This window comes from Bradyrhizobium sp. LTSP857 (genome assembly GCF_000938285.1).
Classification (GTDB): Bacteria; Pseudomonadota; Alphaproteobacteria; order Rhizobiales; family Xanthobacteraceae; genus Bradyrhizobium.
On record NZ_JYMS01000046.1, the window covers coordinates 21,001 to 41,674 of the forward strand.

The 20,674-nt window shown below is 63.6% G+C and carries 23 protein-coding genes and 2 tRNA genes; 15 read left to right on the forward strand and 10 right to left on the reverse strand.

The annotated features are described in order from the left end of the window. Position 1 precedes the first annotated feature (1 nt). Positions 2-78 (forward strand) — tRNA-Pro (locus UP06_RS29560). A 76-nt stretch (positions 79-154) separates the two neighbouring features. Here UP06_RS29560 and UP06_RS29565 read toward each other — a convergent pair. After that, the gene (locus UP06_RS29565; protein ID WP_245305584.1) at positions 155-424 is read right to left on the reverse strand and encodes an RNA-binding protein; all 270 of its coding nucleotides are present in this window, start codon (positions 422-424) and stop codon (positions 155-157) included. A 233-nt stretch (positions 425-657) separates the two neighbouring features. Between UP06_RS29565 and UP06_RS29570 the strand changes: the two genes are divergently transcribed. Further along, a complete protein-coding gene (locus UP06_RS29570; RefSeq protein WP_045007225.1) occupies positions 658-1,395 on the forward strand; it encodes an outer membrane protein in 738 nt (245 codons plus the stop codon). Positions 1,396-1,557: 162 nt separating this feature from the next. On the opposite strand, the gene UP06_RS41115 is transcribed toward UP06_RS29570, so the two are convergent. Then, the gene (locus UP06_RS41115) at positions 1,558-1,848 is read right to left on the reverse strand and encodes a hypothetical protein (protein WP_045007226.1); all 291 of its coding nucleotides are present in this window, start codon (positions 1,846-1,848) and stop codon (positions 1,558-1,560) included. Between the two features lie 870 nt (positions 1,849-2,718). Here UP06_RS41115 and UP06_RS29580 point away from each other — a divergent pair. Then, entirely contained in the window at positions 2,719-2,913 is a 195-nt protein-coding gene (locus UP06_RS29580) for a hypothetical protein (protein ID WP_045007227.1), read from the forward strand. 45 nt (positions 2,914-2,958) lie between these two features. Here the strand turns inward: UP06_RS29580 and UP06_RS29585 are convergent, their stop codons facing one another. Continuing rightward, a complete protein-coding gene (locus tag UP06_RS29585) occupies positions 2,959-4,134 on the reverse strand; it encodes an OpgC domain-containing protein (RefSeq protein WP_045007228.1) in 1,176 nt (391 codons plus the stop codon). A gap of 263 nt (positions 4,135-4,397) precedes the next feature. On the opposite strand from UP06_RS29585, the gene UP06_RS29590 reads away from it, so the two are divergent. The 3 genes from UP06_RS29590 to UP06_RS29600 all read left to right on the forward strand — a co-directional run bounded on the left by UP06_RS29590 (position 4,398) and on the right by UP06_RS29600 (position 5,831). Then, a complete protein-coding gene (locus UP06_RS29590; protein WP_045007229.1) occupies positions 4,398-4,703 on the forward strand; it encodes an ETC complex I subunit in 306 nt (101 codons plus the stop codon). A 91-nt stretch (positions 4,704-4,794) separates the two neighbouring features. Continuing rightward, positions 4,795-5,286 (forward strand): Lrp/AsnC family transcriptional regulator, encoded by a 492-nt coding sequence (locus tag UP06_RS29595; RefSeq protein ID WP_045007230.1) that lies wholly within the window; start codon positions 4,795-4,797, stop codon positions 5,284-5,286. A gap of 248 nt (positions 5,287-5,534) precedes the next feature. After that, positions 5,535-5,831, forward strand: coding sequence for a DUF3551 domain-containing protein (locus UP06_RS29600; protein WP_045007231.1), 297 nt, complete (start codon positions 5,535-5,537; stop codon positions 5,829-5,831). A gap of 75 nt (positions 5,832-5,906) precedes the next feature. Here the strand turns inward: UP06_RS29600 and UP06_RS29605 are convergent, their stop codons facing one another. Continuing rightward, positions 5,907-6,944: an AraC family transcriptional regulator gene (locus UP06_RS29605; RefSeq protein ID WP_045007232.1), complete on the reverse strand. Its 1,038-nt coding sequence runs from the start codon at positions 6,942-6,944 to the stop codon at positions 5,907-5,909. A 148-nt stretch (positions 6,945-7,092) separates the two neighbouring features. Between UP06_RS29605 and UP06_RS29610 the strand changes: the two genes are divergently transcribed. The 4 genes from UP06_RS29610 to UP06_RS29625 all read left to right on the forward strand — a co-directional run bounded on the left by UP06_RS29610 (position 7,093) and on the right by UP06_RS29625 (position 12,820). Continuing rightward, complete coding sequence (locus UP06_RS29610; RefSeq protein WP_156163356.1) at positions 7,093-8,220, forward strand: isovaleryl-CoA dehydrogenase; 1,128 nt, start codon at positions 7,093-7,095, stop codon at positions 8,218-8,220. A gap of 74 nt (positions 8,221-8,294) precedes the next feature. Then, positions 8,295-9,899 carry a carboxyl transferase domain-containing protein gene (locus tag UP06_RS29615; RefSeq protein WP_045007234.1) on the forward strand — a complete coding sequence of 535 codons (1,605 nt, stop codon included), beginning with the start codon at positions 8,295-8,297 and terminating at the stop codon, positions 9,897-9,899. A gap of 4 nt (positions 9,900-9,903) precedes the next feature. Continuing rightward, entirely contained in the window at positions 9,904-11,907 is a 2,004-nt protein-coding gene (locus UP06_RS29620; RefSeq protein WP_045007235.1) for an acetyl/propionyl/methylcrotonyl-CoA carboxylase subunit alpha, read from the forward strand. A 1-nt stretch (position 11,908) separates the two neighbouring features. After that, the gene (locus UP06_RS29625; RefSeq protein WP_045007236.1) at positions 11,909-12,820 is read left to right on the forward strand and encodes a hydroxymethylglutaryl-CoA lyase; all 912 of its coding nucleotides are present in this window, start codon (positions 11,909-11,911) and stop codon (positions 12,818-12,820) included. A 114-nt stretch (positions 12,821-12,934) separates the two neighbouring features. Here UP06_RS29625 and UP06_RS29630 read toward each other — a convergent pair whose 3' ends face one another. The 3 genes from UP06_RS29630 to UP06_RS29640 are packed head-to-tail and all read right to left on the reverse strand — an operon-like array spanning position 12,935 to position 15,863. Next, entirely contained in the window at positions 12,935-14,293 is a 1,359-nt protein-coding gene (locus UP06_RS29630; RefSeq protein ID WP_045007237.1) for a TRAP transporter large permease, read from the reverse strand. Further along, positions 14,290-14,844, reverse strand: a complete 555-nt coding sequence (locus UP06_RS29635; RefSeq protein WP_045007238.1) for a TRAP transporter small permease — start codon at positions 14,842-14,844, stop codon at positions 14,290-14,292. Before UP06_RS29635 ends, UP06_RS29630 begins: the two co-directional genes overlap by 4 nt. After that, entirely contained in the window at positions 14,841-15,863 is a 1,023-nt protein-coding gene (locus UP06_RS29640) for a TRAP transporter substrate-binding protein (protein ID WP_045007239.1), read from the reverse strand. Before UP06_RS29640 ends, UP06_RS29635 begins: the two co-directional genes overlap by 4 nt. A 331-nt stretch (positions 15,864-16,194) precedes the next feature. Between UP06_RS29640 and UP06_RS29645 the strand changes: the two genes are divergently transcribed. Further along, positions 16,195-16,437, forward strand: a complete 243-nt coding sequence (locus UP06_RS29645; protein ID WP_045007240.1) for a pentapeptide MXKDX repeat protein — start codon at positions 16,195-16,197, stop codon at positions 16,435-16,437. Positions 16,438-16,607: 170 nt separating this feature from the next. On the opposite strand, the gene UP06_RS29650 is transcribed toward UP06_RS29645, so the two are convergent. Then, positions 16,608-16,955, reverse strand: coding sequence for a DUF6481 family protein (locus UP06_RS29650; protein WP_045007241.1), 348 nt, complete (start codon positions 16,953-16,955; stop codon positions 16,608-16,610). A 264-nt stretch (positions 16,956-17,219) separates the two neighbouring features. Here UP06_RS29650 and UP06_RS29655 point away from each other — a divergent pair, with 264 nt between their 5' ends. The 3 genes from UP06_RS29655 (at position 17,220) to UP06_RS29665 (ending at position 18,699) form a co-directional block, all read left to right on the forward strand. Then, the gene (locus UP06_RS29655; protein ID WP_045007242.1) at positions 17,220-17,456 is read left to right on the forward strand and encodes a hypothetical protein; all 237 of its coding nucleotides are present in this window, start codon (positions 17,220-17,222) and stop codon (positions 17,454-17,456) included. Positions 17,457-17,518: 62 nt separating this feature from the next. Beyond that, positions 17,519-17,758 carry a hypothetical protein gene (locus UP06_RS29660; protein ID WP_045007243.1) on the forward strand — a complete coding sequence of 80 codons (240 nt, stop codon included), beginning with the start codon at positions 17,519-17,521 and terminating at the stop codon, positions 17,756-17,758. A gap of 170 nt (positions 17,759-17,928) precedes the next feature. Continuing rightward, positions 17,929-18,699 carry a hypothetical protein gene (locus UP06_RS29665; RefSeq protein WP_045007244.1) on the forward strand — a complete coding sequence of 257 codons (771 nt, stop codon included), beginning with the start codon at positions 17,929-17,931 and terminating at the stop codon, positions 18,697-18,699. 334 nt (positions 18,700-19,033) lie between these two features. On the opposite strand, the gene UP06_RS41120 is transcribed toward UP06_RS29665, so the two are convergent. Then, positions 19,034-19,216: a hypothetical protein gene (locus UP06_RS41120; RefSeq protein WP_156163309.1), complete on the reverse strand. Its 183-nt coding sequence runs from the start codon at positions 19,214-19,216 to the stop codon at positions 19,034-19,036. Between the two features lie 380 nt (positions 19,217-19,596). On the opposite strand from UP06_RS41120, the gene UP06_RS42235 reads away from it, so the two are divergent. After that, positions 19,597-19,947, forward strand: a complete 351-nt coding sequence (locus tag UP06_RS42235; protein WP_245305585.1) for a hypothetical protein — start codon at positions 19,597-19,599, stop codon at positions 19,945-19,947. 349 nt (positions 19,948-20,296) lie between these two features. Here the strand turns inward: UP06_RS42235 and UP06_RS29680 are convergent. After that, positions 20,297-20,373 (reverse strand) — tRNA-Arg (locus tag UP06_RS29680). Positions 20,374-20,674 lie beyond the last annotated feature (301 nt).

Sequence of the window (20,674 nt, forward strand, 5' to 3'; positions counted from 1 at the left end):
TCGGGGTATAGCGCAGCCTGGTAGCGCGGCAGTTTTGGGTACTGCAGGTCGTTGGTTCGAATCCAGCTGCCCCGACCAGTCCCGAATTTGGTGTCCTCGGCCTTGATGTCTCTTCAGGCTGGATGTCTTCAGGCTTGCGGGCCGCGATCCGGCCTCAGGACAGCACCCAATCCCCTAGTCGCCAGGCCAGCCAGCCAAGCGCGGAAATCCAGCCGACCATCGCGATCCCTACGATCCCCAGCCAGCAGAGCGCAAACAGCGATGTCCCGGGCTCGTGTAGCTCGGGAGGTTTCTCAGTCGTATCAAGTTGGCTCACAGCGTCCCCTTGCCTTGCGGCCTGCTGTTCATTGGTCTGCGCTTGCTCCTGATAATTCACCGGGCCCCCCTCAATCTCACGGGGACGTGAGACGATCCGGTTGTCCATGTCGGCGCGCACGTCCTGCTGTCGCGCCTGTCCTGTGCAGTGCGGGAAAGCCCTGCAACTCTTTGCAACTCAATCGGTTGTGGCCGTTCGGCCGGAAATCCATCTCGATGGACGCGTACCCTTTATCACCGCGCAGGAGCATGCACACGTCTTGCGAGTGTGCTTCCCGGGTGACACCTAGAATCGAGAACGCGTGGTAGTTGTTGCGCAGCATCTGTCGGGGAAATTATCCAATGAAAAAATTGCCACTCGCGATCGCCATTCTGGCGATGAGCGCCAGCAGCGCGTTTTCCGCCGATCTCGCCGCGCGTCCCTACACCAAGGCGCCGCCGATGATTGCTGCGATCTATGACTGGAGCGGCTTCTATATCGGCATCAACGGCGGTGGCGGCTCCGCCCACACATGCTGGGATCTGGTCGGTTTCGGCGCGGAAGGATGCCACAACTCGACCGGCGGTACCGTCGGCGGCCAGGTTGGCTATCGCTGGCAGTCGGCCAATTGGGTGTTCGGCCTGGAGGGGCAGGGCAACTGGGCCGACTTCTCGGGCAGCAACACCACGCCGATTGGCGGCAACCCGCTTGGCGGCGGAAGCATCCGGACCCGGATCGACGCCTTCGGGCTGATCACCGGCCAGGTCGGCTATGCCTGGAACAACGTTCTCATCTATGCGAAGGGCGGCGCTGCGGTCGTGAGCGACAAATACGACGCGATCTTCGCCGGTGCCGTGGTCGATACCGCCAAGGCGACGCGCTGGGGTGGCACAGTCGGTGCGGGCCTGGAGTTCGGGTTTGCGCCAAACTGGTCGGTCGGCGTCGAATACGACCACATCTTCCTGGATAGCCACGACACCGCGCTGACGGCGGTCCCTGGTGGTGGCGCTGGCGGCACCATTCACGTTCGCCAGGACGTCGACATGGGCCTCGTGCGCCTGAACTATCGCTTCGGCGGTCCGGTGATCGCCAAGTACTAAGTGAAGTACTGGGCAAGCCGGGGCGGCGGTCTGAGCCGCCCCGACCACCCCGCTCCTGACTGCTCGTACTGATTTTTCGTCGCGCTCGCGACGCCTGATTTCGGCCGGGTTCGCGTTGAAGGGGAAGAGCAGGCGCTGAGATGGCGCCGCGCCAAATCTCCTTCAGGCGAAGCTTCCTTCAGGCGAGGTTCTCATGTCGATCAGTGCGATTGCTTCATCTTCCGCGGCGGTGACGGCAACGCCGTCAACATCAGCAAATTCGTCCTCGGCCGCTTCGTCGACTGCGGCAACATCAGCGACGTCGTCGACATCAGCGACCTCGTCAACATCGTCGACCTCATCCTCGCAATCGGCGGGCGGAAGCTCCGGCTCCGGCGGCAGCGGCGGCTCGTCCAAGACGGTCGTCAGCGAGGTCTCGACCACCGTCAACGGAATGACAACAACGACGATCACCTATTCCGACGGTACGACCGAGGTGGAGACGTCCCCCGCCAGCTCGCAAGCCAGTCAGGGCAGTCAGCCCGGACAGACCTACAATTCGCAAGGCGCTCTTAGCTCCAGCGCCAACGCGAGCAGCGCGTCGGCCGCGAGCAGCGGGGTCTGAACGGTGATCAATCGCTGACACCAGGGGCGCAGTCAAACGCGACGCCGAACCCTCAGCGTTTGTTCTTCGCGAGACGCGACTTCTGCGCGATTTTTGCTGGAATTAAAACAGGTTAACCGGAGCAGAATTACCAAGGCTTTATCGAACCTTTGGGCGTCGCCACAGACATATGGATGTTGGGGATTTCAGCGCCCAATGACTAAACGGACGCCGCCAAGCGATGATACTCCGCTTGCGCGGCGTTGCGCTTTTTGAAGGGGCTCTTCAGTTCGAGGCGTACCAACCTGCCGGGAACGGGATCAGCGGCCAAGCCGGATAATTGTCGTTGGCGCCTTTCGGCAATCTATCGGCGAGCGGCTTCGCAATTGGCGTCAGGGGCGGCGAAACCATCGCCAGTCGCAAATATACATTTTGCAAATTCATGATCATCAACCTGCACAGTTCAAAAATTCAGTCTGAGTTCGAAATCGCTACGCGCGCCTCGTAAATGGCGCCCTCATTCTCAAATCGCGCACACATCTTAGGAAAGATAGGCAAGCGTTTCAACCGGCAAGACACCACGTCGAGTAAGGTTGATCGGTTAGGTTAAGCGCGAGACGTCGTTGCGGCCGCCTTGGTGACTGTTATCAAACCAGTCCCGGCTTGCGACGATGGGCCATCAGCCAGCTCACACGACGTCACATTCGTCGCAGCGTTTCGTTTCGCGCGAGTTGTCCGTCATGGCTTTCGATCTCACCCCTAGAACTCTCCGTCCGCGGTCGAACTGGACCGAGATCTGGCACCTCTGGACCGTGATCGTGCCGCGCCGCTCGATCAATGGGCAGCTAGTCTATGGCAAGGTCTGGCGCCGCCATGACGGCCGCGACTGGATCTACAAGAAGTTCACCGAGTACGACGGCGAAGCGGCGGCCTGAGCTAGCGCCGCTTCCACGGGCTCAAGCGGCCTTCTCAGGCAACCTTCAAGCAGCCTTGGCCGCCGTTGCCGCTGGCTTGGCCGGCGGCGGCTTCAGCGGCTTGTCCTGCCGCTTCGACCAGGAAATGTAATAGGCCACCGTCGTCATGATCGCGATGCCGGCGATTGAGACGAACAGCTGCGCGAACACCGAGCCCGAACTCATCGACAGCTCGAAATGGCCGACGAAGGACAAGAACACGCCGACGCAGAACACCGCGAGCGATTGCTGACCGCAGACGATCACCGGATCGAAGATCTTCCATTCCAGGCCCGGCCAGTCCTTCGGCACGAAGCGGATCACCATGATCACGATCACGACGAAATGGATGAAGCGATAGGGCGCGAGGTTGGTCTTGTCGTTCGGGTTGAAGTACGAGAACAGCCATTCCGGGAACATGCCGGCGAGGGTCGGGAAGCGGCCGGCCATGGTCATCACCAGCGCGAACGCGAGATAACCGAGACAGAGCCACAGCGTGATCGGTGAGTTGATCACTGTCCCCGAGCGCCGCGCCCCGCCCATTGCGCACCAGGCGCCGAACACGAACAGCACCTGCCAGGCATACGGGTTGAAGTACCACTGGCCGGCCGGATAGGCGGTCAGATTCCAGCCGAAGTGCCGCGCGGAAAGCCACAGCACGATGGACACCACCATCGTCAGGTCCGGCTTGCGCAGCATGAACCACAGCACCGGCGGAAACAGGCCCATCAGCACGATGTAGAGCGGCAGCACGTCGAGATTGAGCGGCTTGAAGCGCAGGAACAGGCCCTGCCGCAGCGTCTCGGTGGCGTTGTCGACGAGGCCGGCGACGTTGAACTCGTTGATCATCTCGGAGTCGCCGAAGCGCAGCGCCAGATAGCTGATCGAGGCGATGTAGATCACGAACAGGATGATGTGGGCGACGTAGAGCTGCCAGACCCGCTTGGTGAGGCGGGTGGCGCCGACCAGGAAGCCGCGCTCCAGCATCATCCGCGCATAGACGAAGGAGGCGGTGTAGCCGGAGATGAAGACGAACAGGTCGGCGGCGTCGGAAAAGCCGTAATTGCGGGTCGTGATCCAGTTCACGATGTTGTCGGGGATGTGATCGAGGAAGATCGCCCAGTTCGCGACGCCGCGAAACAGGTCGAGCCTGAGGTCGCGGCCTTTTTCGGGAAGGGTTGCGCTGATGTTCAGGAAGGCCATGCGACGGGAGCTTTCGAAGGGGACACTGGAAAACGCAGGCGCCGGCGGGACGGCCGTGGCTGCCCCGGGCTTCCCGCCGGGAGCGTGGCGGGTACGCAATTGTCACGGTGCAGCATAATGACTATACCCGTCGGTGAGATTACCGGGGGCCGGAATCACCGATTTGGTCCCGAAAGGCGTCTCTATACTATGCCCACGGTTTCCACCAACTGCTACCGTGACGCATCAAAATCGAACGAAAAGACGAAGAGGCCGGACAGCCAATGACCGCACGCATTTTCAAGCCCGCCAAGAACGCGATGCAATCGGGCCGGTCCAAGACCAAGGAATGGCAGCTCGACTACGAGCCGGAGCAGCCGCGCGCGGTCGAGCCCCTGATGGGCTGGACCTCGTCCGGTGACATGAAGCAGCAGATCACGCTGCACTTCCACACCAAGGACGAGGCGGTCGCCTATTGCGAGCGCAAGGGCATCGCCTACCAGGTGATCGAGCCGAAGGAGTCGCTGCATCGGCAGGTCGCCTATGCCGACAATTTCTCGTTCCGGCGCGGCGAGCCCTGGACGCACTGAGCCCATCCCCAGCCTCTGAGAGCCCTTGGCAGCGATTCCGCCGCGTGCTTCGCTCATCCGAGGCATGACGGGATCATGACGAGGTGGGGGTATGGCCGGGCGTCATCAGCTCGACGGCGTCGACTTGCGGATATTGTCCGAGCTCCAGCAGGACGGGCGCGTCCGCAACAATGAGCTGGCGCTGCGCGTCGGCGTCTCTGCGCCCAACTGCCTGCGGCGGCTGAAATCGCTGTTCAGCCGCGGCGTGATCCGGGCGATACGCGCCGTCATCGACGAGCGGCTGCTCGGCTACGAGGTGGTGTCGTTCGTCTCGATCCAACTCGGCAGCCAGGCCCAGCCGGTGCTCGAAGCGTTCGAAAGCTCGATCGCCGCGATCCCGCGCATCCAGCAGTGCTGGCGGATTTCGGGCGATACCGACTATCTCCTCAAATGCGTGGCGCCGAGCGTCGAGAGCATGCGCCAGCAGCTCCTGCATTTCGCCGCGATGCCGAACGTGAAGAACGTCCGCAGCTTCCCGGTGCTGGGCGTGGCCAAGGATGTGCCGCTGCCGGTGCAGGAGATCGCAACAGCATCGGCGGGGTAGGGCTGCTGACGCAGCTCTTTTCACACAAATCCGAAGTGGTGGCGGTCGCGCGCATGGCCAATCCGATTCGGATAATGTCACAAAAGCTTAGTAACTCACCTAACTGTGACATGTGATTTAGGCAGTACTGCAATGCGCTGAACCGTGATTGTCGGTTCCGGTGCACGGCCTACATCCGGGGTGTGAACCCTCAGCTTGCGTCGCATGCCGAGGCCTCTTTTGTGGGACCCTGAAGCAGGAAAAGACATATGACCCCGATTTCGAAGACGTTTGTCGCCTCCGCTGCGACGCTGTTTGCATCCGCGTTTCTTGTGTTGAGTGCGCCGGCCGCGAAGGCTGACGATTTCTGCATCACCAACGGCGCCCAGGCCGCTCACGGCTGCGGCTATCCGACCATGGAGGCCTGTCGGGCGGCGTCTGCCGGTATGGGCGGCTCGTGCTCGCAGAGCGGCGGCGCGAAGACCACCAACGACGCGCTCGCGTTCCAGCCGAAGCAGACGAAGCAGCCCAAGCTTCGCTCGGGGGCGCAGACCAACTCGAACTAAGTTCAGCGTCGAGATTGGTTTTGAAGCATTGCGGCCTCCGCGTTTGATCGCGGAGGCCGCAGGCGTTTGTAGGGCTCAGCGATACCTGCTGCGAAACTCGCGCGGCGAGGCGCCGGTCCAGCTGCGGAAGGCGCGGGAAAAGCTCTTCTCGTTGCGGAAGCCCGCGATCTCGGCAATCCGCTTGATCGGGGTGCGGCCGCGCATCAGTGCCTGCTTGGCGAGCTCGAGTTTTGCTTCTTCCTTGAGATTGCGCAGCGAGGTCGCTTCCTCGCGCAGGCGGCGGTGCATGGTGCGGGTGGAGAGCGCGAGCTCGCTTGCGATATCCTCCGCGCCGAGAATGCGTCCGCGCGCTTCGCGCAGCACGCGACGGACACGCTCGACCAGGAGTCGGTCGCGGCGATAGGGCCGATAGGGCAGCACGGTGAGCCGCAACGCGCCCTTGAGCATGGTGTCGAGATCGGCGGCGCTGCGGGTGAGCGGCAGCGAGAGATAATGCTTGTCGAAGGTGATGCTGGCATGGTCCGCGCGGAAGCGGACGGTTTTGCAGAAGATGGTCGGATAGACCGACACGTGTTCGGGTTCGGGATAGGGGAATTCTGCCGCGCGGAGCGCGATGGCTGAATCGACCGCCCAGCAGGAAAAGCCGAGCACGTAGCGGAGCAGGGTGACCAAGCAGAACTCACGGAGGGCGCCGAGGTCGCGCTGCTCGCGAATGGAAACGGTCGCGGTGTCCTCGCTGGCCGAAAGCTCGAACAGCACGTCCTCGGTCAGCAGGCGGTGATGCCGGCACCAGCGCTTGAGTGCGACCTCCAGATTGGGCGCGGTGATCGAGGCGCGGCACAGCATGCCATAGGTGCCGAAAGGCAGCCGGCGCGAGAACCAGCCGAGCGCCTCGTCGTCGAGCTCGCGCATGGCATGGCCGGCCAGCGCCTCGAACTGGGCGGCCGTCACGCGCCCCTCCATCGATTTGACGAGGTCCGGGAGCACCTGTCCCTTGGCCAGCGCCTCGGCCGGATCCTGCCCGTAGCGGGCGTAGGCGGCGACCACGCCGCGCACGAAGGCGGCGGGGGTCATGGCGCGGCGGGGTGTCGCGGTCGCGGCTCGAAGGGGCATGGAAAATCCTCGCCAAACTTGGCGGAAAATGCAACCTTTTCGACCGCCACGGCGCTCGGGCGGGGGTAGGTTCGGGCGAGAATAAGAATTCGGAGGAATCGCCTTGAACATCCCGAGCATCGATTTCGATCTGGGCGACGACATCGGCATGCTGCGCGACACCGTGCGCGCCTTCGTCGAGGCGGAGGTCGCCCCGCGCGCTGCCGAGGTCGAGAAGGCCAATCTGTTCCCGGCCGACCTCTGGAAGCGTTTTGGCGATCTCGGCCTGCTCGGCATGACCGCGCCGGAGCAATATGGCGGCTCCAACATGGGCTATCTCGCCCACGTCGTTGCCATGGAGGAGATTTCGCGCGGCTCGGCCGCGGTGGGGCTGTCCTACGGCGCCCATTCCAACCTCTGCGTCAACCAGATCCGCCGCAACGGCAACGACGCGCAGCGGCAGCGCTATTTGCCCAAACTGATCTCCGGCGAATTTGTCGGCGCGCTCGCGATGTCCGAGCCCGGCGCCGGCTCCGACGTGGTCTCGATGAAGCTGCGCGCCGACAAGCGCGGCGATCGCTACGTGCTCAACGGCTCCAAAATGTGGATCACCAATGGCGGCGATGCCGACGTGCTCGTGGTCTATGCCAAGACCGATCCGGAGGCCGGCCCGCGCGGCATGACCGCGTTCCTCATCGAGAAGGATTTTAAGGGCTTCACCAACGGCCAGCATCTCGACAAGCTCGGCATGCGCGGCTCCAACACCTATCCCTTGTTCTTCGACGACTGCGAAGTGCCGGAAGAAAACGTGCTCGCCGGCGTCGGCGAGGGGGTCAAGGTGCTGATGTCCGGCCTCGACTATGAGCGCGCGGTGCTATCAGGCGGTCCGCTCGGGATCATGGCCGCCTGCATGGACGCGGTGGTGCCCTACATGCACGAGCGCAAGCAGTTCGGGCAGCCGATCGGCGATTTCCAGCTGATGCAGGGCAAGCTCGCCGACATGTACTCGACCTGGCAGGCGACACGCGCCTATGTCTATGCGGTGGGAAAGGCCTGCGACCGCGCCAACCACGCCCGCAGCCTGCGCAAGGATGCTGCCGCCGCGATCCTCTATTCCGCCGAGAAGGCGACGTGGATGGCGGGCGAGGCGATCCAGGCGCTCGGCGGCGTCGGCTACACCAGCGAGTTTCCGGTCGGACGTCTGTGGCGCGACGCAAAGCTCTACGAGATCGGCGCCGGCACCTCGGAGGTTCGCCGTATGCTGATCGGTCGCGAGCTGATGGCGGAAACCGCTTAAACCCTCCACGTAATTGGAATTGCCGCGAAACCTGTTCGCGGTCTCTCACCACATCACCAGAAACGCGGGACCCCATGCCGCTCCATTCCAGCATCGATCCATCGTCATCAGATTTCGCGCGCAATTCGGAAGCCATGCGCGGGCTCGTCGCCGATTTGCGTGACAAGCTCAGCCAGGTCGCCGGCGGCGGAGGCGAAGCCTCGCGCAACCGCCACACGTCGCGCGGCAAGATGCTGGCGCGCGAGCGCGTCGATCTCCTGGTCGATCCCGGGACGTCGTTCCTGGAGCTGTCGCCGCTGGCGGCCCACGGCCTCTATGGCGGTGACGTGCATTCGGCGAGCGTCGTCACCGGCGTGGGGCGTATCTCGGGCCGCGAATGTGTGATCGTCGCCAACGATGCCACCATCAAGGGCGGCACCTATTATCCGATGACCGTGAAGAAGCATCTGCGCGCGCAGGACATCGCGCGGCAGAACAATCTTCCCTGCGTCTACATGGTCGATTCCGGCGGCGCGTTCCTGCCGCTCCAGGACGAAATCTTTCCGGACGAGCGCCACTTTGGCCGCATCTTCTACAACCAGGCGCAGATGTCGTCGCAGGGCATTCCGCAGATCGCGATCGTGATGGGCTCCTGCACCGCCGGCGGCGCCTATGTGCCGGCGATGTCGGACGAGAGCATCATCGTGCGCAACCAAGGCACCATCTTCCTCGGCGGTCCGCCGCTGGTGAAGGCCGCGACCGGCGAGGTGGTGACCGCGGAAGAGCTCGGCGGCGCCGACGTGCATTCGCGCCAGTCCGGCGTCACCGATCATTATGCCCAGAACGACGCGCATGCGATCGGTATCGCGCGGCGGATCGTCGGCACGCTCAAGCCATCGACGCGGCCGAACCTCAACATGCATCCGCCGCGCGACCCGCTGTTTGCAGCAGAAGAGATCTACGGCGTGGTGCCCGTCGACGGCCGCAAGCCGTTCGACGTCCGCGACATCATCGCCCGCATTGTCGACGGCTCGGAATTCGACGAGTTCAAGAAGCTTTACGGCACGACGCTGATCTGCGGCTTCGCCCATGTCTGGGGCTATCCGGTCGGCATCATCGCCAACAACGGCATTTTGTTCAGCGAGAGCTCGCTGAAGGGCGCCCATTTCATCGAGCTGTGCTGCCAGCGCGGAATCCCGCTGGTGTTCCTCCAGAACATCACGGGATTCATGGTCGGCAAGAAGTACGAGGCCGGCGGCATCGCGCGCGACGGCGCCAAGCTGGTAACGGCGGTAGCGACGGCGTCCGTGCCGAAATTCACCGTGGTGATCGGCGGCTCCTATGGCGCTGGCAATTACGGCATGTGCGGCCGTGCCTACTCACCGCGCTTCCTCTGGATGTGGCCGAACGCGCGCATCTCGGTGATGGGTGGCGAGCAGGCCTCGATGGTGCTGAGCCAGGTCCGGCGCGACAATATCGAGGCCAAGGGCGACAGCTGGTCGAAAGAAGAGGAAGACAAATTCCGTAACCCCATTCGCGCGCAATATGAGAGCCAGGGGCACCCGTATTACGCGACCGCGCGTCTCTGGGACGACGGTGTGATCGATCCGGCCGACACAAGGCTCGTGCTCGGGCTTGGCCTCTCGGCGGCGTCGAATGCGCCGATCGAGCCTACGAAATTCGGCCTGTTCAGGATGTGATGCGATGGACCGTTCAAAGCTCTACCGGCGTTTTCGCACGCTCCTGATCGCCAACCGCGGCGAGATCGCCTGCCGTGTCATCCGCACTGCGCGGGCCATGGGGCTGCGCACCGTCGCGGTCTATTCCGAGGCCGACCGCGACGCCATGCATGTCGCGCTCGCCGACGAGGCCGTGCTGCTCGGGCCTGCACGGGCGCGCGACAGCTATCTCAATGTCGAGCGGCTGATCGAGGCTGCGCGCAAGACCGGCGCGGAGGCCGTGCATCCCGGCTACGGCTTCCTGTCGGAGAATGCCGAGTTCGCGCAGGCCTGCTTCGACGCCGGCCTGGTGTTTGTCGGCCCGACTGCCGCGATGATGACGGCGATGGGATCAAAATCCGGCTCGAAAGCGCTGATGGAGAAGGCCGGCGTGCCGCTGGTGCCCGGCTATCACGGCGAGGCCCAGGACGAGGCGACGCTTGCGAAGGCGGCTGAGAAGGTCGGCTTCCCTGTGCTGGTCAAGGCGTCCGCCGGCGGCGGCGGACGCGGCATGCGCATCGTGCGCTCGGCGGCCGAGCTCGGCCCCGCGATCGTCAGCGCCAAGCGCGAGGCCAAGGCCGCGTTCGGCGACGATCGCATGCTGATCGAGAAATATGTCGACAATCCCCGCCACATCGAGGTGCAGGTGATCGGCGACAGCCACGGCAATCTGCTGTCGCTGTTCGAGCGCGAATGCACGTTGCAGCGGCGGCACCAGAAGGTGATCGAGGAGGCGCCGTCGCCGACGCTCAATCCCGCGCAGCGCGAGACCGTCTGCGCCGCCGCGCGCAAAGCAGCGGGAGCCGTCAACTATGTCGGCGCCGGCACCATCGAGTTCGTTTCCGACGGCAAGGACGTGTTCTTCATCGAGATGAACACCCGTCTCCAGGTCGAGCATCCCGTGACCGAGCTGATCACCGGCATCGATCTGGTCGAGTGGCAGCTGCGCGTCGCCTTCGGCGAGGCATTGCCGCTGAAGCAGGATGAGATCCGGCTCAACGGCCATGCGGTCGAGGCGCGCGTCTACGCCGAAAACCCGACCAAGAACTTTATGCCGTCGGTCGGCAAGATCTCGACCTGGCGGCTGCCGGCGGAGACCGGAGGTTTGCGTATCGACGCCGGCTATCGCGAGGGCGATGCGGTGTCGCCTTACTACGATGCGATGCTGGCCAAGATGATCGCATGGGCGCCGACGCGGGATGTCGCGATCGAGCGGCTCAACCGCGGGCTGGAGGACTCCGACGTCCGCGGCATCGTCACCAACATCCCGTTCCTGTCGGCGCTGATAACGCATCCGAAGGTGCGGGCGAATGCGATCGACACTGGGTTTATCGAGCGTGAGCTGGCGGTCCTGACGTCAGCGGCACCGGCGCCGGCTGAACTCGAGCTCTGTGCGGCGGTGGCCGCGATCGTCAACGACGAGCGCAAGACCGCACAGACGGACGCGAATTCGCCCTGGCAGACTTTTGGCTGGATGCCGGTCGGCCGCCGCCAGCGCGGTTTTGCGTTCCGAGTCGGCCACGGGCCGGAACATAAGATCACGTTGAATTATGGCAGTGGTCCATCGACGCTGGTGATCGGCGAACGCGAGCTGGCTTTTGCCGTCGTGCCAAAGGACGGCGGCTTCGACTTGACGCTCGACGGCGTGAAGTCACAGGTTGCCGCTGTCATCGACGGCCATGAGCTGTATTTGCGTACGCGCAACGGGCGGTTCGATCTGCACTGGGTCGATCCGTTCGGCGGCGAGACCGAGGAACAGGCCGGCGCGGACAAGATCGCAGCACCGCTGCCGGGCACGGTCGTCGCCGTGCTGGCCGAGGAAGGGGCCAGCCTCGAGAAGGGCGCGCCGATCCTGACGCTGGAGGTGATGAAGATGGAGCAGACGCTGCGGGCGCCCTATGCCGGCGTGCTGAAGTCCATCAAGTGCAAGGTCGGCGACATCGTCCAGGAGGGCGTCGAGCTCGCCGTGGTCGAAGCTTCCGGTGAGTGACATGAGCGATCCCGTACGCATCATCGAAATGGGGCCGCGCGACGGCCTCCAGAACGAGAAGACGCCCGTCAGCGTCGAGGCGCGGATTGCTTTCGTCGAGGCGCTGGTGGCAGCCGGCTTGCACACCGTCGAGGTCGGGGCGTTCGTCTCGCCCAAGGCGATCCCGCAGATGGCAAGCTCGGATGCCGTGCTGCGCGGCATCAGCCATGTGAAGGGCGCCGAATTCCACGTGCTGGTGCCGAACGAAAAGGGGTACGACGCCGCGCGAGCCGCTGGTGCGCAAGTGGTGTCCGTATTCGCGGCAGCCTCCGAAGGTTTTTCGCGGGCCAACATCAATTGCACGGTCGCGGAGTCCATCGAGCGCTTCAAGCCGGTGCTGGCGCGCGCCAAGGCCGATGGCGTAAGAGTGCGCGGCTATATCTCCTGCGTGCTGGGCTGTCCCTTCGACGGCGAGATCAGGCCCAAGGCGGTCGCCGACCTCGCTGCTGCGCTGTGGGATCTCGGCTGCTACGAGATCTCGCTCGGCGACACCATCGGCGTCGGCACGCCACTCAAGGCGAAGGAGATGCTGCGCGCGGTCAGTGCCAATATTCCCGCGGCCAAGCTCGCGATGCACTTTCACGACACCTATGGCCAGGCGCTCGCCAATCTCTATGCCGGCCTAGAGCAGGGCGTCCGCGTCATCGATGCCGCCGCCGGCGGGCTTGGCGGCTGTCCGTACGCTCCCGGTGCGACTGGCAATGTCGCGACGGAGGATGTCGTCTACATGCTCGAGGGCATGGGGATCAGGACCGGCGTGGATATGGAGAAGCTGCTGACGGCGACGATTGAGATGAGTGGTGTGCTGGGCAAGCCGCCCGTGAGCCGCGTGGCGTCGGCGCTGAATGCGAAGAAGAGGCGGGCGGCGTCGTAACTCCCGTAGGGTGGGCAAAGGCGCGTAGCGCCGTGCCCACCATCTCTCAACGATCGCAATTCCAAAGGGTGGGCACGCTTCGCTTTGCCCACCCTACGGCAGTTGTGATTGCCTCTACCTGCTTCCGTCCGGCCCCATCACCAGGTCCGGCAGTGCGGTCGATATTCCCGGCACGAGGCAGAGCAGCAGCACCGCGCCCATCATCAAGAGCACGAAGGGCAGCGTGCCCCAGATCACCTCGCTCAGCGGAATATCCGGCGCGACGTTGCGGATGACGAAGATATTCAACCCCACAGGCGGATGAATCAGCCCCATCTCCATCACGATGGTCATGACCACGCCGAACCAGATGATGTCGAAATTGGCCGCCCGTAGGGGGGGCAGGATGATCGGCGCGGTCATGAGAATAATCGAGACCGGCGGCAGGAAGAAGCCGAGCACGACCACCATCACGAGGATCGCGAACAGCAGGCCCCAGCGCGGCAGGTGCATCGCGACGACGGATTCGGCGGCCGATTGCGAGATGTGCAGATAGCTCATCACGTAGGAATAGAGCAGCGACATGCCGATGATCATCATCAGCATGGTCGATTCCCGGATTGTCGACTTCATGATGGGCGCAAGGTCGCTCGGCCGCCAGACACCGTAGATCGCCGCGATCAGCGCCAGCGCCAGCAGGCCGCCGAGCCCGGCGGTCTCCGACGGAGTGGCATAGCCGCCATAGAGCGCGGCCATCACGCCGGTCAGCAGCAGGACGAAGGGCAGCACGCGCGGCAGGACGCTGAAGCGCTCGGCGAGTGTGTACTCGTCACGGGCCAGGATGGCGGCCTCGGGGCCGCCCTTCTTGTAGATCGCTTCAGCAGCGGCATATTCCTTGCGGAAGTGGATCACCGCATAGGCGCCGAACAGCGAGACCAGCAGCAGGCCGGGCCCGATGCCGGCGAGGAACAGCCGTCCGAGTGATTTTTCGGCGGCAACCGCGAACAGGATCATGGTGATCGAGGGCGGCAGCAGAATGCCGAGCGTGCCGCCGGCTGCAATGATGCCGGCGGCAAAACCGCCGGAATAGCCGCGCTTGCGCATCTCGGGGATGCCGGCCGAGCCGATTGCCGAGCAGGTCGCGGGCGAGGAGCCCGCCATGGCTGCAAACAGCGCGCAGGCGAACACGTTGGCAACGCCCAAGCCGCCGGGCACGCGATGCAGCCAGGCATGCAGCGCCGAGTAGAGATCCTGGCCGGCGCGCGACTTGCCGATCGCCGCGCCCTTCAGGATGAAGAGCGGGATCGACAGCAGTGTGATCGAGGCCATCTCCTCGTAGACGTTCTGCGTCACCGTATCCAGCGAAGCGGCGGGCATGTAGATGCCCATGAACACGACAGCGACGGCGCCAAGGGCAAAGGCAATGGGCATGCCCGAGAACATGGCAACCAGTGTCGCGAAGCCGTAAGCGAGGCCGATACCGAAAACGCTCATGGCCGCCTGGCTCCAGCGAAGGGCAGCGCAAGCTGCACGAGAACCTGCACGCAGAGCAGGCTCATGCCGAACGCCATCAGCGAATAGGGGATGGCGAGCGGCGGTGACCACATCGAGTTCGAGACCTGGCCGTCGACGTAAGCTTCATGCGCCAGCGTCCAGGATTTCCAGGTGAAGAACGCACAGAACAGAAGCGTCACCACGTCGACGAACCAGAGCCGGGCCTTGTTTGCCAGCGGCGAGAGCAGGCCGACGAAGGCCTCGATGCCGATATGACCGCGGTTCTGCTGTACATAGGCTGCGGACATGAAGGTGGCGCCGACCAGCAGGAACACGGCGGCCTCGTCCTGCCAGTAATTGGCGGCGTGGAACAGCGCGCGGCTGAGCACGCTGTAGCTCAGGATAGCGCAGGCAGCGACCAGCGCGAGTGATGCGAACACGACGATGATGCGGTTGAGGACGGCGAGGCCGCGATCGAGCGCCGCCGCAAGGCCTGTGCTTGCGGCAGCGGTCGCCTGGTCGTCACGATCCGGAAGCGGACCGTGGATCATGCTGAGACGTCGGAGGCGAGCTTGAGCAAATTCGCCGCGGTCGCGGTCTTGGCGCCGTAATCCTTCCACGCGGTGTCGCGGGCGATGTCGCGCCACTTGCCGACGGTCGCGGCATCGAGTGCGCTGACCTTGGCACCGGCCTTCTCATAGACCTTGGCGACCTCGACATCATCGTCCTGCGCGCCCTGGCGGCCGAAGGTCTCGAGCTTCTCGCCGACAGCGAGCAGGATGTCCTGCTGGTTCTTCGGCAGCTTGTCGAAGATCGCCTTCGACATCATCAGCGGCTCGAGCATGAACCAATACGAAGCACCAGCGCCCGAGGTCAGCGACTTCGCGACCTCTTCGAGGCGGAACGAGATCAGGCTGGTGGAGGAGGTGATGCCGGCATCGCAGGCGCCGGTCTGCATCGCCGCGTAAATTTCGTTCGACGGCACCGACAGCACCGAGGCGCCCGCGGTCTGGAGCACCATGTCCATCTCGCGCGAGCCGCCGCGCACCTTCATGCCCTTGGCATCTTCCGGCGATACAATCGCCTTGGAGCGGCTGGCGACGCCGCCGGCCTGCCACACCCAGGAGAGCAGGATGATGCCCTTGTCGGCGAGGAAGTCGGTCAGCGCCTTGCCGACCGGCTCTTTCTTCCAGCGCATGCCTTGGTCGTAAGTCGTGACCAGGCCAGGCATCAGGCCGATATTGGTCTCCGGCAATTCGCCGCCGGCGTAGGGCATCGGATAGAGCGAGATGTCGAGCGCGCCCTTGCGCATCGCGGAGAACTGCGCGTTGGTCTTGATCAGCGAGGAGTTCGGATAGATTTCAGCTGCGATATCGCCGTTGCTGCGCTTGGCGACTTCGGCTGCGAACATGCGACAGAGCCGGTCGCGGAAATCGCCCTTGTCGATGGTGCCGCCCGGGAATTGGTGCGAAATCTTCAGCGTGGTCGCGGCGTGTGCGGTGCCGATGCCGAAACGGAGAATGGCGGGTGCTGCGACGGCGGTCGCGAGCAAGTTGCGGCGGGTAAGCATGACTTGATCCCCTTGGATTGTTCTTGTTGGCACGATCGGGTTTTGAGGCCGGCCTCAGGGCCCATCCTAGCCGGTCTTCCACCCGATATTCTCTCATCTGATAGTTCGAGACCGAATGCCGCGGCAAGTGTTGGCCTTGCTGCGCTGCACACTTGCGGTCACCGCCGGTTTGAGAAACCGGCGGTGCCACTGCGCACGAGATTGCGGCAAACACGCGGACAGCGGGCACCACAAATTTGTCTGTGGCGGCGTAACAAAGCCGGCCGTCCATCCGTCGAGATTGAATAGCGGCGTCCGTCGCTAGCAAACCTCATTCGAAGGACAATGAATCATGACCATTCGCACCCGCATCGTGCTCGGCGTCTCGGCTGCCGCTCTCTCGCTTGGCCTCGCGCTTTCGCCGGCCGCCTTTGCTCAGGACAAGATGGGCAAGGACGATGGCATGATGAAGAAGGACACGATGTCCAAAGACGGCATGAAGAAAGACACCATGTCCAAGGACGACGGCATGAAGAAGGACACGATGTCGAAGGACGGGATGAAGAAGGACGATGGGATGATGAAGAAGAACTGATCTCGCGCCGTGATGCCGGGACGCCTCGACGAGGTGAGCCCGGCGTTTCGCGATTTCGGTTTGGTCGCCTGTCGTCGGGCCGCGCTTTCGCGCGGGCCCGGCAAGACCGTCCCGGCGTGTGAACGGAGGCGTGCCTCAGTTCAATTTCAGTTGAACGTTACTTGTGAACGTTACTTGCGCTTGGCCTTGCGGGCGGCGTAGCGGGCGTCACGCTTGGCCTTTTGCTCAGCCTCGGCTTCAGCCGCCTTTGCGGCCGATTCTTCCGCTTCACGAGCGATCCGCGCGGCTTCGAGGGCCGCGGCTTCTTCGTCGCGACGCTTCTGCTCGGCCTTTTCCACCTCGCGCAAAGCCTTTGCCTCGGCGCGCTTGACCGCGAGGGCCTCGCGCTCGGCACGCTTCGCCAGAACCGCGGGATCATCGGGCCCGGGCTGCGATTTGAATTTGTTTAAAAGATTCTTGCGCGCTTCCTGCGCCGCCTTTTGCCGGTCTGAAAACCCGGGTTCCCTAAATCCACTCACGGGCCTTGCCTTCCTCGCTTTCGATCTTACATCATTGCCTGTTGGTACGTCGGCTGGGCATAGCAGGCACCACGCGACGCAGATGCGTGTACATCCGCGCGCGCCGCAACGCCACCCATATTCGCAGCCGATCAGGTAGACGAAAATTCGCTGTACCAGCCGATCCCTTCGTAGCCCGGAAAAACTGCCGAATTGTGATGTCCCTCATAAGGGGCCACGGAGGCGGCGCCTAGCGTTCGCCCCGATACGAGACGGAGCACGGGCATGTCTTTCTTCCGGCTGAGCCTGAAGGCGCTCGCAATCATCTTTGCGGTGGCGGCAGTGGCCGGCGCAGCGTTGCTGCTCGCCCGCCCGCAACCGATCGAGAATGCAGTTCTGGGGACCGGCTGGGAGTGCAGCCGGACCGCGTTCGTGCTGACGACTTGCGCGCCGCGGGCCCAGCAGGCGATCCCGGCGGTCGAAACCTCGGGCAAGGAGGCGGTCAGGCCCACCAGGGGCTGAGGGGGGATGTGACGGGACGTCGCGGAGGTGATAAAGCCGCCGTTCCAAGCGACAAGGTCGTCATGTCCAACGAACCAGCCAAGCCTGAATCAGCCAAGCCTGAACCAGCCGAAAAGCCCAAATCAGCGCCAAAGCCCCAATCCGGCGACAGCCGCCGCGGCGCCATTGCGGGGTTGATCATTGCCGCCGTGATTCTGGGCGTCGGCCTGTGGCTCGCCCGGGACCTTACCGCCGCCAGCAAGCTGCAGGATTGCCTGATGTCGGGGCGCAGCAACTGCAACGTGATCGAGCCGGCCCGCTAGCAGCATTCTCGGGACACGTCCGGACGAAAAATTGCCGCGATCTTAAACATTTGTAACGGGACTTGGCTGATCAAGCAGGTCAGTTGTGTCAGCCGGCATCAGCCAGGCGCGATCCGAATCGTCTATCGCGCATGGACCACGGCAATCGAGCGAATAGGGGTCAAGCACGCATGAGTGCGTCCAGCCGCATGAAGATCATCATTCCCTTGGTTTCGGCCATGTCATTGCTCGCGCTTTCGGCGCAAGCGCAGGACGCAGGTCCGAAAAGAGAGGGCCAGGGGCCGGGCGCCGGTGCGCCGCCCCAGAACAATCAGCAGAACATGCGCAAGGGTCCCCCGCCACAGCAGGCGGCCCGGCCAGGGCCACAGCCCGGCGGCCCCGTTCACGCCGGTCCCGGTCCCGGTGCTGGTCCGCACGGTCCTGGCGGCCCGCCCCCTGGACGCTACGCGCGCGGCCCTGCGCCGGCGCGTGACTGGGGCGGACACGCCTATCGCGGCAACCTCGCCTGGGATGGCGGGCGCTGGCGCCATGAGGTCCACAACGGCCGCCCGGGCTGGTGGTGGGACGTCGGCGGCGTCTGGTATTATTATCCGCAGCGGATGGACGGCCCGCCCGCCTATATCTCCGAAGATTATGCTGACGACGTGCCGATGGCCTACGCGCCACCGCCGGTCGCCTATGAACCGGCACCGCCGCCGCCTCCACCGGTCGATCCCGGCGCGAGTGCGCTGGGCGGCGCCATCGTTGGCGGTGTGCTCGGCGGGCTGATTTCCGGCAGAGCCTCGGGTGCAGCCGCGGGCGCCGTGATCGGCGGCGCCACCGGCGCGATCGCCGGCGCTACCGCGGCCTCACGTCCCGGCTACTATCTGGCCGAGGGCGTTTGCTACTACCGCTATCCGAGCGGCCAGTATGTGCAGGCCGATCCGCGCGCCTGCTACTGAGCACCTGAGCGAAATCCGAATTGAATGAGGCGGGCGCGATGCCCGCCTCATTTGTTTCTGGATGTCACAAGCGCCCGTGTTTTTGCGGATGAATCCTTGCGGCGGCGCACAACAACTGCCTTAAATTTCGACTGGCGCTTCCTTCCGCATCACGCGATTGATCAAAGAAAAAAATGGAGACGTGAGTCGAAGGGGACAGAAACATGTTGGATGCAGTTCAGATCAGCTTGGCGCTATGGGCCATGATCGTTTGCGGGGGGATCAAGGCAGTGCAGATCGTGCACTACCTGTTCTGACGCGCGAACGAGAGAGCGTGGCGCGGTGTTGTCGCGCTCTAGGAAACAAGCCAGTTCAGGAACGCCATCACGGCCCAGACCAGAGCGCCGATCCAGACCGTCATCACGATGGCGATGGTTGCGAGAAAGGCGAGGCCGTGCAGGTCGGCTTTGCGCGATGATGCCGCCGCGTCAGCCTGTGCTGCGGCTTCAGCTTCCTGGGTCATGAGGGGAACAGCCATCGATCCTGTGTCGCTTTCTGTGGAGCGCTGTGCTGCTGTTTAGCGGACGCGCCGGGCCGCGGCTGTGATGCAATTCACAGATCACCGCTTCGTGCGCGCGGCTTGAGCCGTTTGAAACCGCCAGTGCAATTCCCTATGGCCCACAATTTTAGCGTGCCGAAAGCGCCGAAAACACGCCTCGTACTCCGCATTCATACGGACAAATTTGCCACGTACTTGTCCAGATCGCCCGGTTAGAGTCGGCCTCATGTGTACCAAGTACGATGCGCAGCATGAAGCCGAGGCGGCGATGAAGCGCGCCGCAGCGTCAGAGGGCGCCGACCGGCAAAGACTCATCGAAATCGCCCTGGCCTGGTTTCAACTCGCCCGCGATCGGCGCGATGACGAGCGGACGGACTGATCGCGTCTCCACCAATGCCAAGAAGCGGACGCGTTGTGTGATCCAGGGGCAGCCTTCAACGGCGGCAGGCTCGCAGGTAGGAACATCCGATCTGGACCTGCGTTGGCTGGCTATGACCGATCCCGAGTTGCGCGCACAGTCTTTCGAGATTGCCTGGAGATATCTCGACCAGTCCGGGCTGCTCTCCGGCGAGCATCAGGATTCAGCCCGCTTCATCCTGAACAGGATCGACCGCATGATGCTGCGTGGCGAGCGGCGCAGGCTACTGCTGTCAAACGCCGCGATCGAGGCCTACCGGTTGCGGCCTGTGCTCGTAACCATGAATGCATGATCGATCCGCGGCCGAACGAGGCTTCTGGTCGCTGCCACCCGCCAGCGACCGAACGGCGAAAGCAAGTTGATACTGGCTTGCCGCCACATCCATAATGGACGTTTGCGCCACCTCGAGGCGTTTTGCGATCCCGCCTGCGCTCAGGTTCACGACCGCGTCCATCGCCAAAAAAGACATTGCGATGACGGCGGCTCCGGCCGCAACGGCAATTCCTGTCCATTCGGATGACGGCATCACAAAACCCTTCGACACCTATCTTGCATGCCGGATAGGTAGGGTTCTCTGGTCGCCTGGACAGGCCTGTGCACGCGTTCTTGAAGTGCGACAGATTTGCAAAGCGTTGAGGGCTTGGCGATCCCGGCAGGAATCGAACCTGCAACCCTCAGAGTAGAAATCTGATGCTCTATCCAGTTGAGCTACGGGACCGTCTGGCGCCAGCCTCGGTTTGGGGGGCGGGCTGTTCATCTACCATGCCAATAGGAAATATCTGGTGTTTCGCCAAGCCTGAACCGAACCGTTTTCCTCAAAGCTGCGACAAAGCGGAACGGCGGAGTGTCAGGGTGCCGGGTTGAGCGGCCGCGGACTGGACGATGGTTCACATCGCCGGGAACGCTGGCTAGCTTCCGGGACACGGCCGCCGGTCGACTGGCCTGGTATTGCTGCGCCGTTAGGACGGTGGGTGCGGCGGTATCTTGATCGGTCTCCTCTGGGCTTGGCTTGCCATGGC

Bases quoted from the DNA above. Each gene is read 5' to 3' on its own strand.
- UP06_RS29565 (WP_245305584.1), bottom strand. From the start codon at position 424: ATGGACAACCGGATCGTCTCACGTCCCCGTGAGATTGAGGGGGGCCCG.
- UP06_RS29570 (WP_045007225.1), top strand. From the start codon at position 658: ATGAAAAAATTGCCACTCGCGATCGCCATTCTGGCGATGAGCGCCAGC.
- UP06_RS29580 (WP_045007227.1), top strand. From the start codon at position 2,719: ATGGCTTTCGATCTCACCCCTAGAACTCTCCGTCCGCGGTCGAACTGG.
- UP06_RS29585 (WP_045007228.1), bottom strand. From the start codon at position 4,134: ATGGCCTTCCTGAACATCAGCGCAACCCTTCCCGAAAAAGGCCGCGAC.
- UP06_RS29590 (WP_045007229.1), top strand. From the start codon at position 4,398: ATGACCGCACGCATTTTCAAGCCCGCCAAGAACGCGATGCAATCGGGC.
- UP06_RS29595 (WP_045007230.1), top strand. From the start codon at position 4,795: ATGGCCGGGCGTCATCAGCTCGACGGCGTCGACTTGCGGATATTGTCC.
- UP06_RS29600 (WP_045007231.1), top strand. From the start codon at position 5,535: ATGACCCCGATTTCGAAGACGTTTGTCGCCTCCGCTGCGACGCTGTTT.
- UP06_RS29605 (WP_045007232.1), bottom strand. From the start codon at position 6,944: ATGCCCCTTCGAGCCGCGACCGCGACACCCCGCCGCGCCATGACCCCC.
- UP06_RS29610 (WP_156163356.1), top strand. From the start codon at position 7,093: ATGCTGCGCGACACCGTGCGCGCCTTCGTCGAGGCGGAGGTCGCCCCG.
- UP06_RS29615 (WP_045007234.1), top strand. From the start codon at position 8,295: ATGCCGCTCCATTCCAGCATCGATCCATCGTCATCAGATTTCGCGCGC.
- UP06_RS29620 (WP_045007235.1), top strand. From the start codon at position 9,904: ATGGACCGTTCAAAGCTCTACCGGCGTTTTCGCACGCTCCTGATCGCC.
- UP06_RS29625 (WP_045007236.1), top strand. From the start codon at position 11,909: ATGAGCGATCCCGTACGCATCATCGAAATGGGGCCGCGCGACGGCCTC.
- UP06_RS29630 (WP_045007237.1), bottom strand. From the start codon at position 14,293: ATGAGCGTTTTCGGTATCGGCCTCGCTTACGGCTTCGCGACACTGGTT.
- UP06_RS29635 (WP_045007238.1), bottom strand. From the start codon at position 14,844: ATGATCCACGGTCCGCTTCCGGATCGTGACGACCAGGCGACCGCTGCC.
- UP06_RS29640 (WP_045007239.1), bottom strand. From the start codon at position 15,863: ATGCTTACCCGCCGCAACTTGCTCGCGACCGCCGTCGCAGCACCCGCC.
- UP06_RS29645 (WP_045007240.1), top strand. From the start codon at position 16,195: ATGACCATTCGCACCCGCATCGTGCTCGGCGTCTCGGCTGCCGCTCTC.
- UP06_RS29655 (WP_045007242.1), top strand. From the start codon at position 17,220: ATGTCTTTCTTCCGGCTGAGCCTGAAGGCGCTCGCAATCATCTTTGCG.
- UP06_RS29660 (WP_045007243.1), top strand. From the start codon at position 17,519: ATGTCCAACGAACCAGCCAAGCCTGAATCAGCCAAGCCTGAACCAGCC.
- UP06_RS29665 (WP_045007244.1), top strand. From the start codon at position 17,929: ATGAGTGCGTCCAGCCGCATGAAGATCATCATTCCCTTGGTTTCGGCC.
- UP06_RS41120 (WP_156163309.1), bottom strand. From the start codon at position 19,216: ATGGCTGTTCCCCTCATGACCCAGGAAGCTGAAGCCGCAGCACAGGCT.
- UP06_RS42235 (WP_245305585.1), top strand. From the start codon at position 19,597: ATGACGAGCGGACGGACTGATCGCGTCTCCACCAATGCCAAGAAGCGG.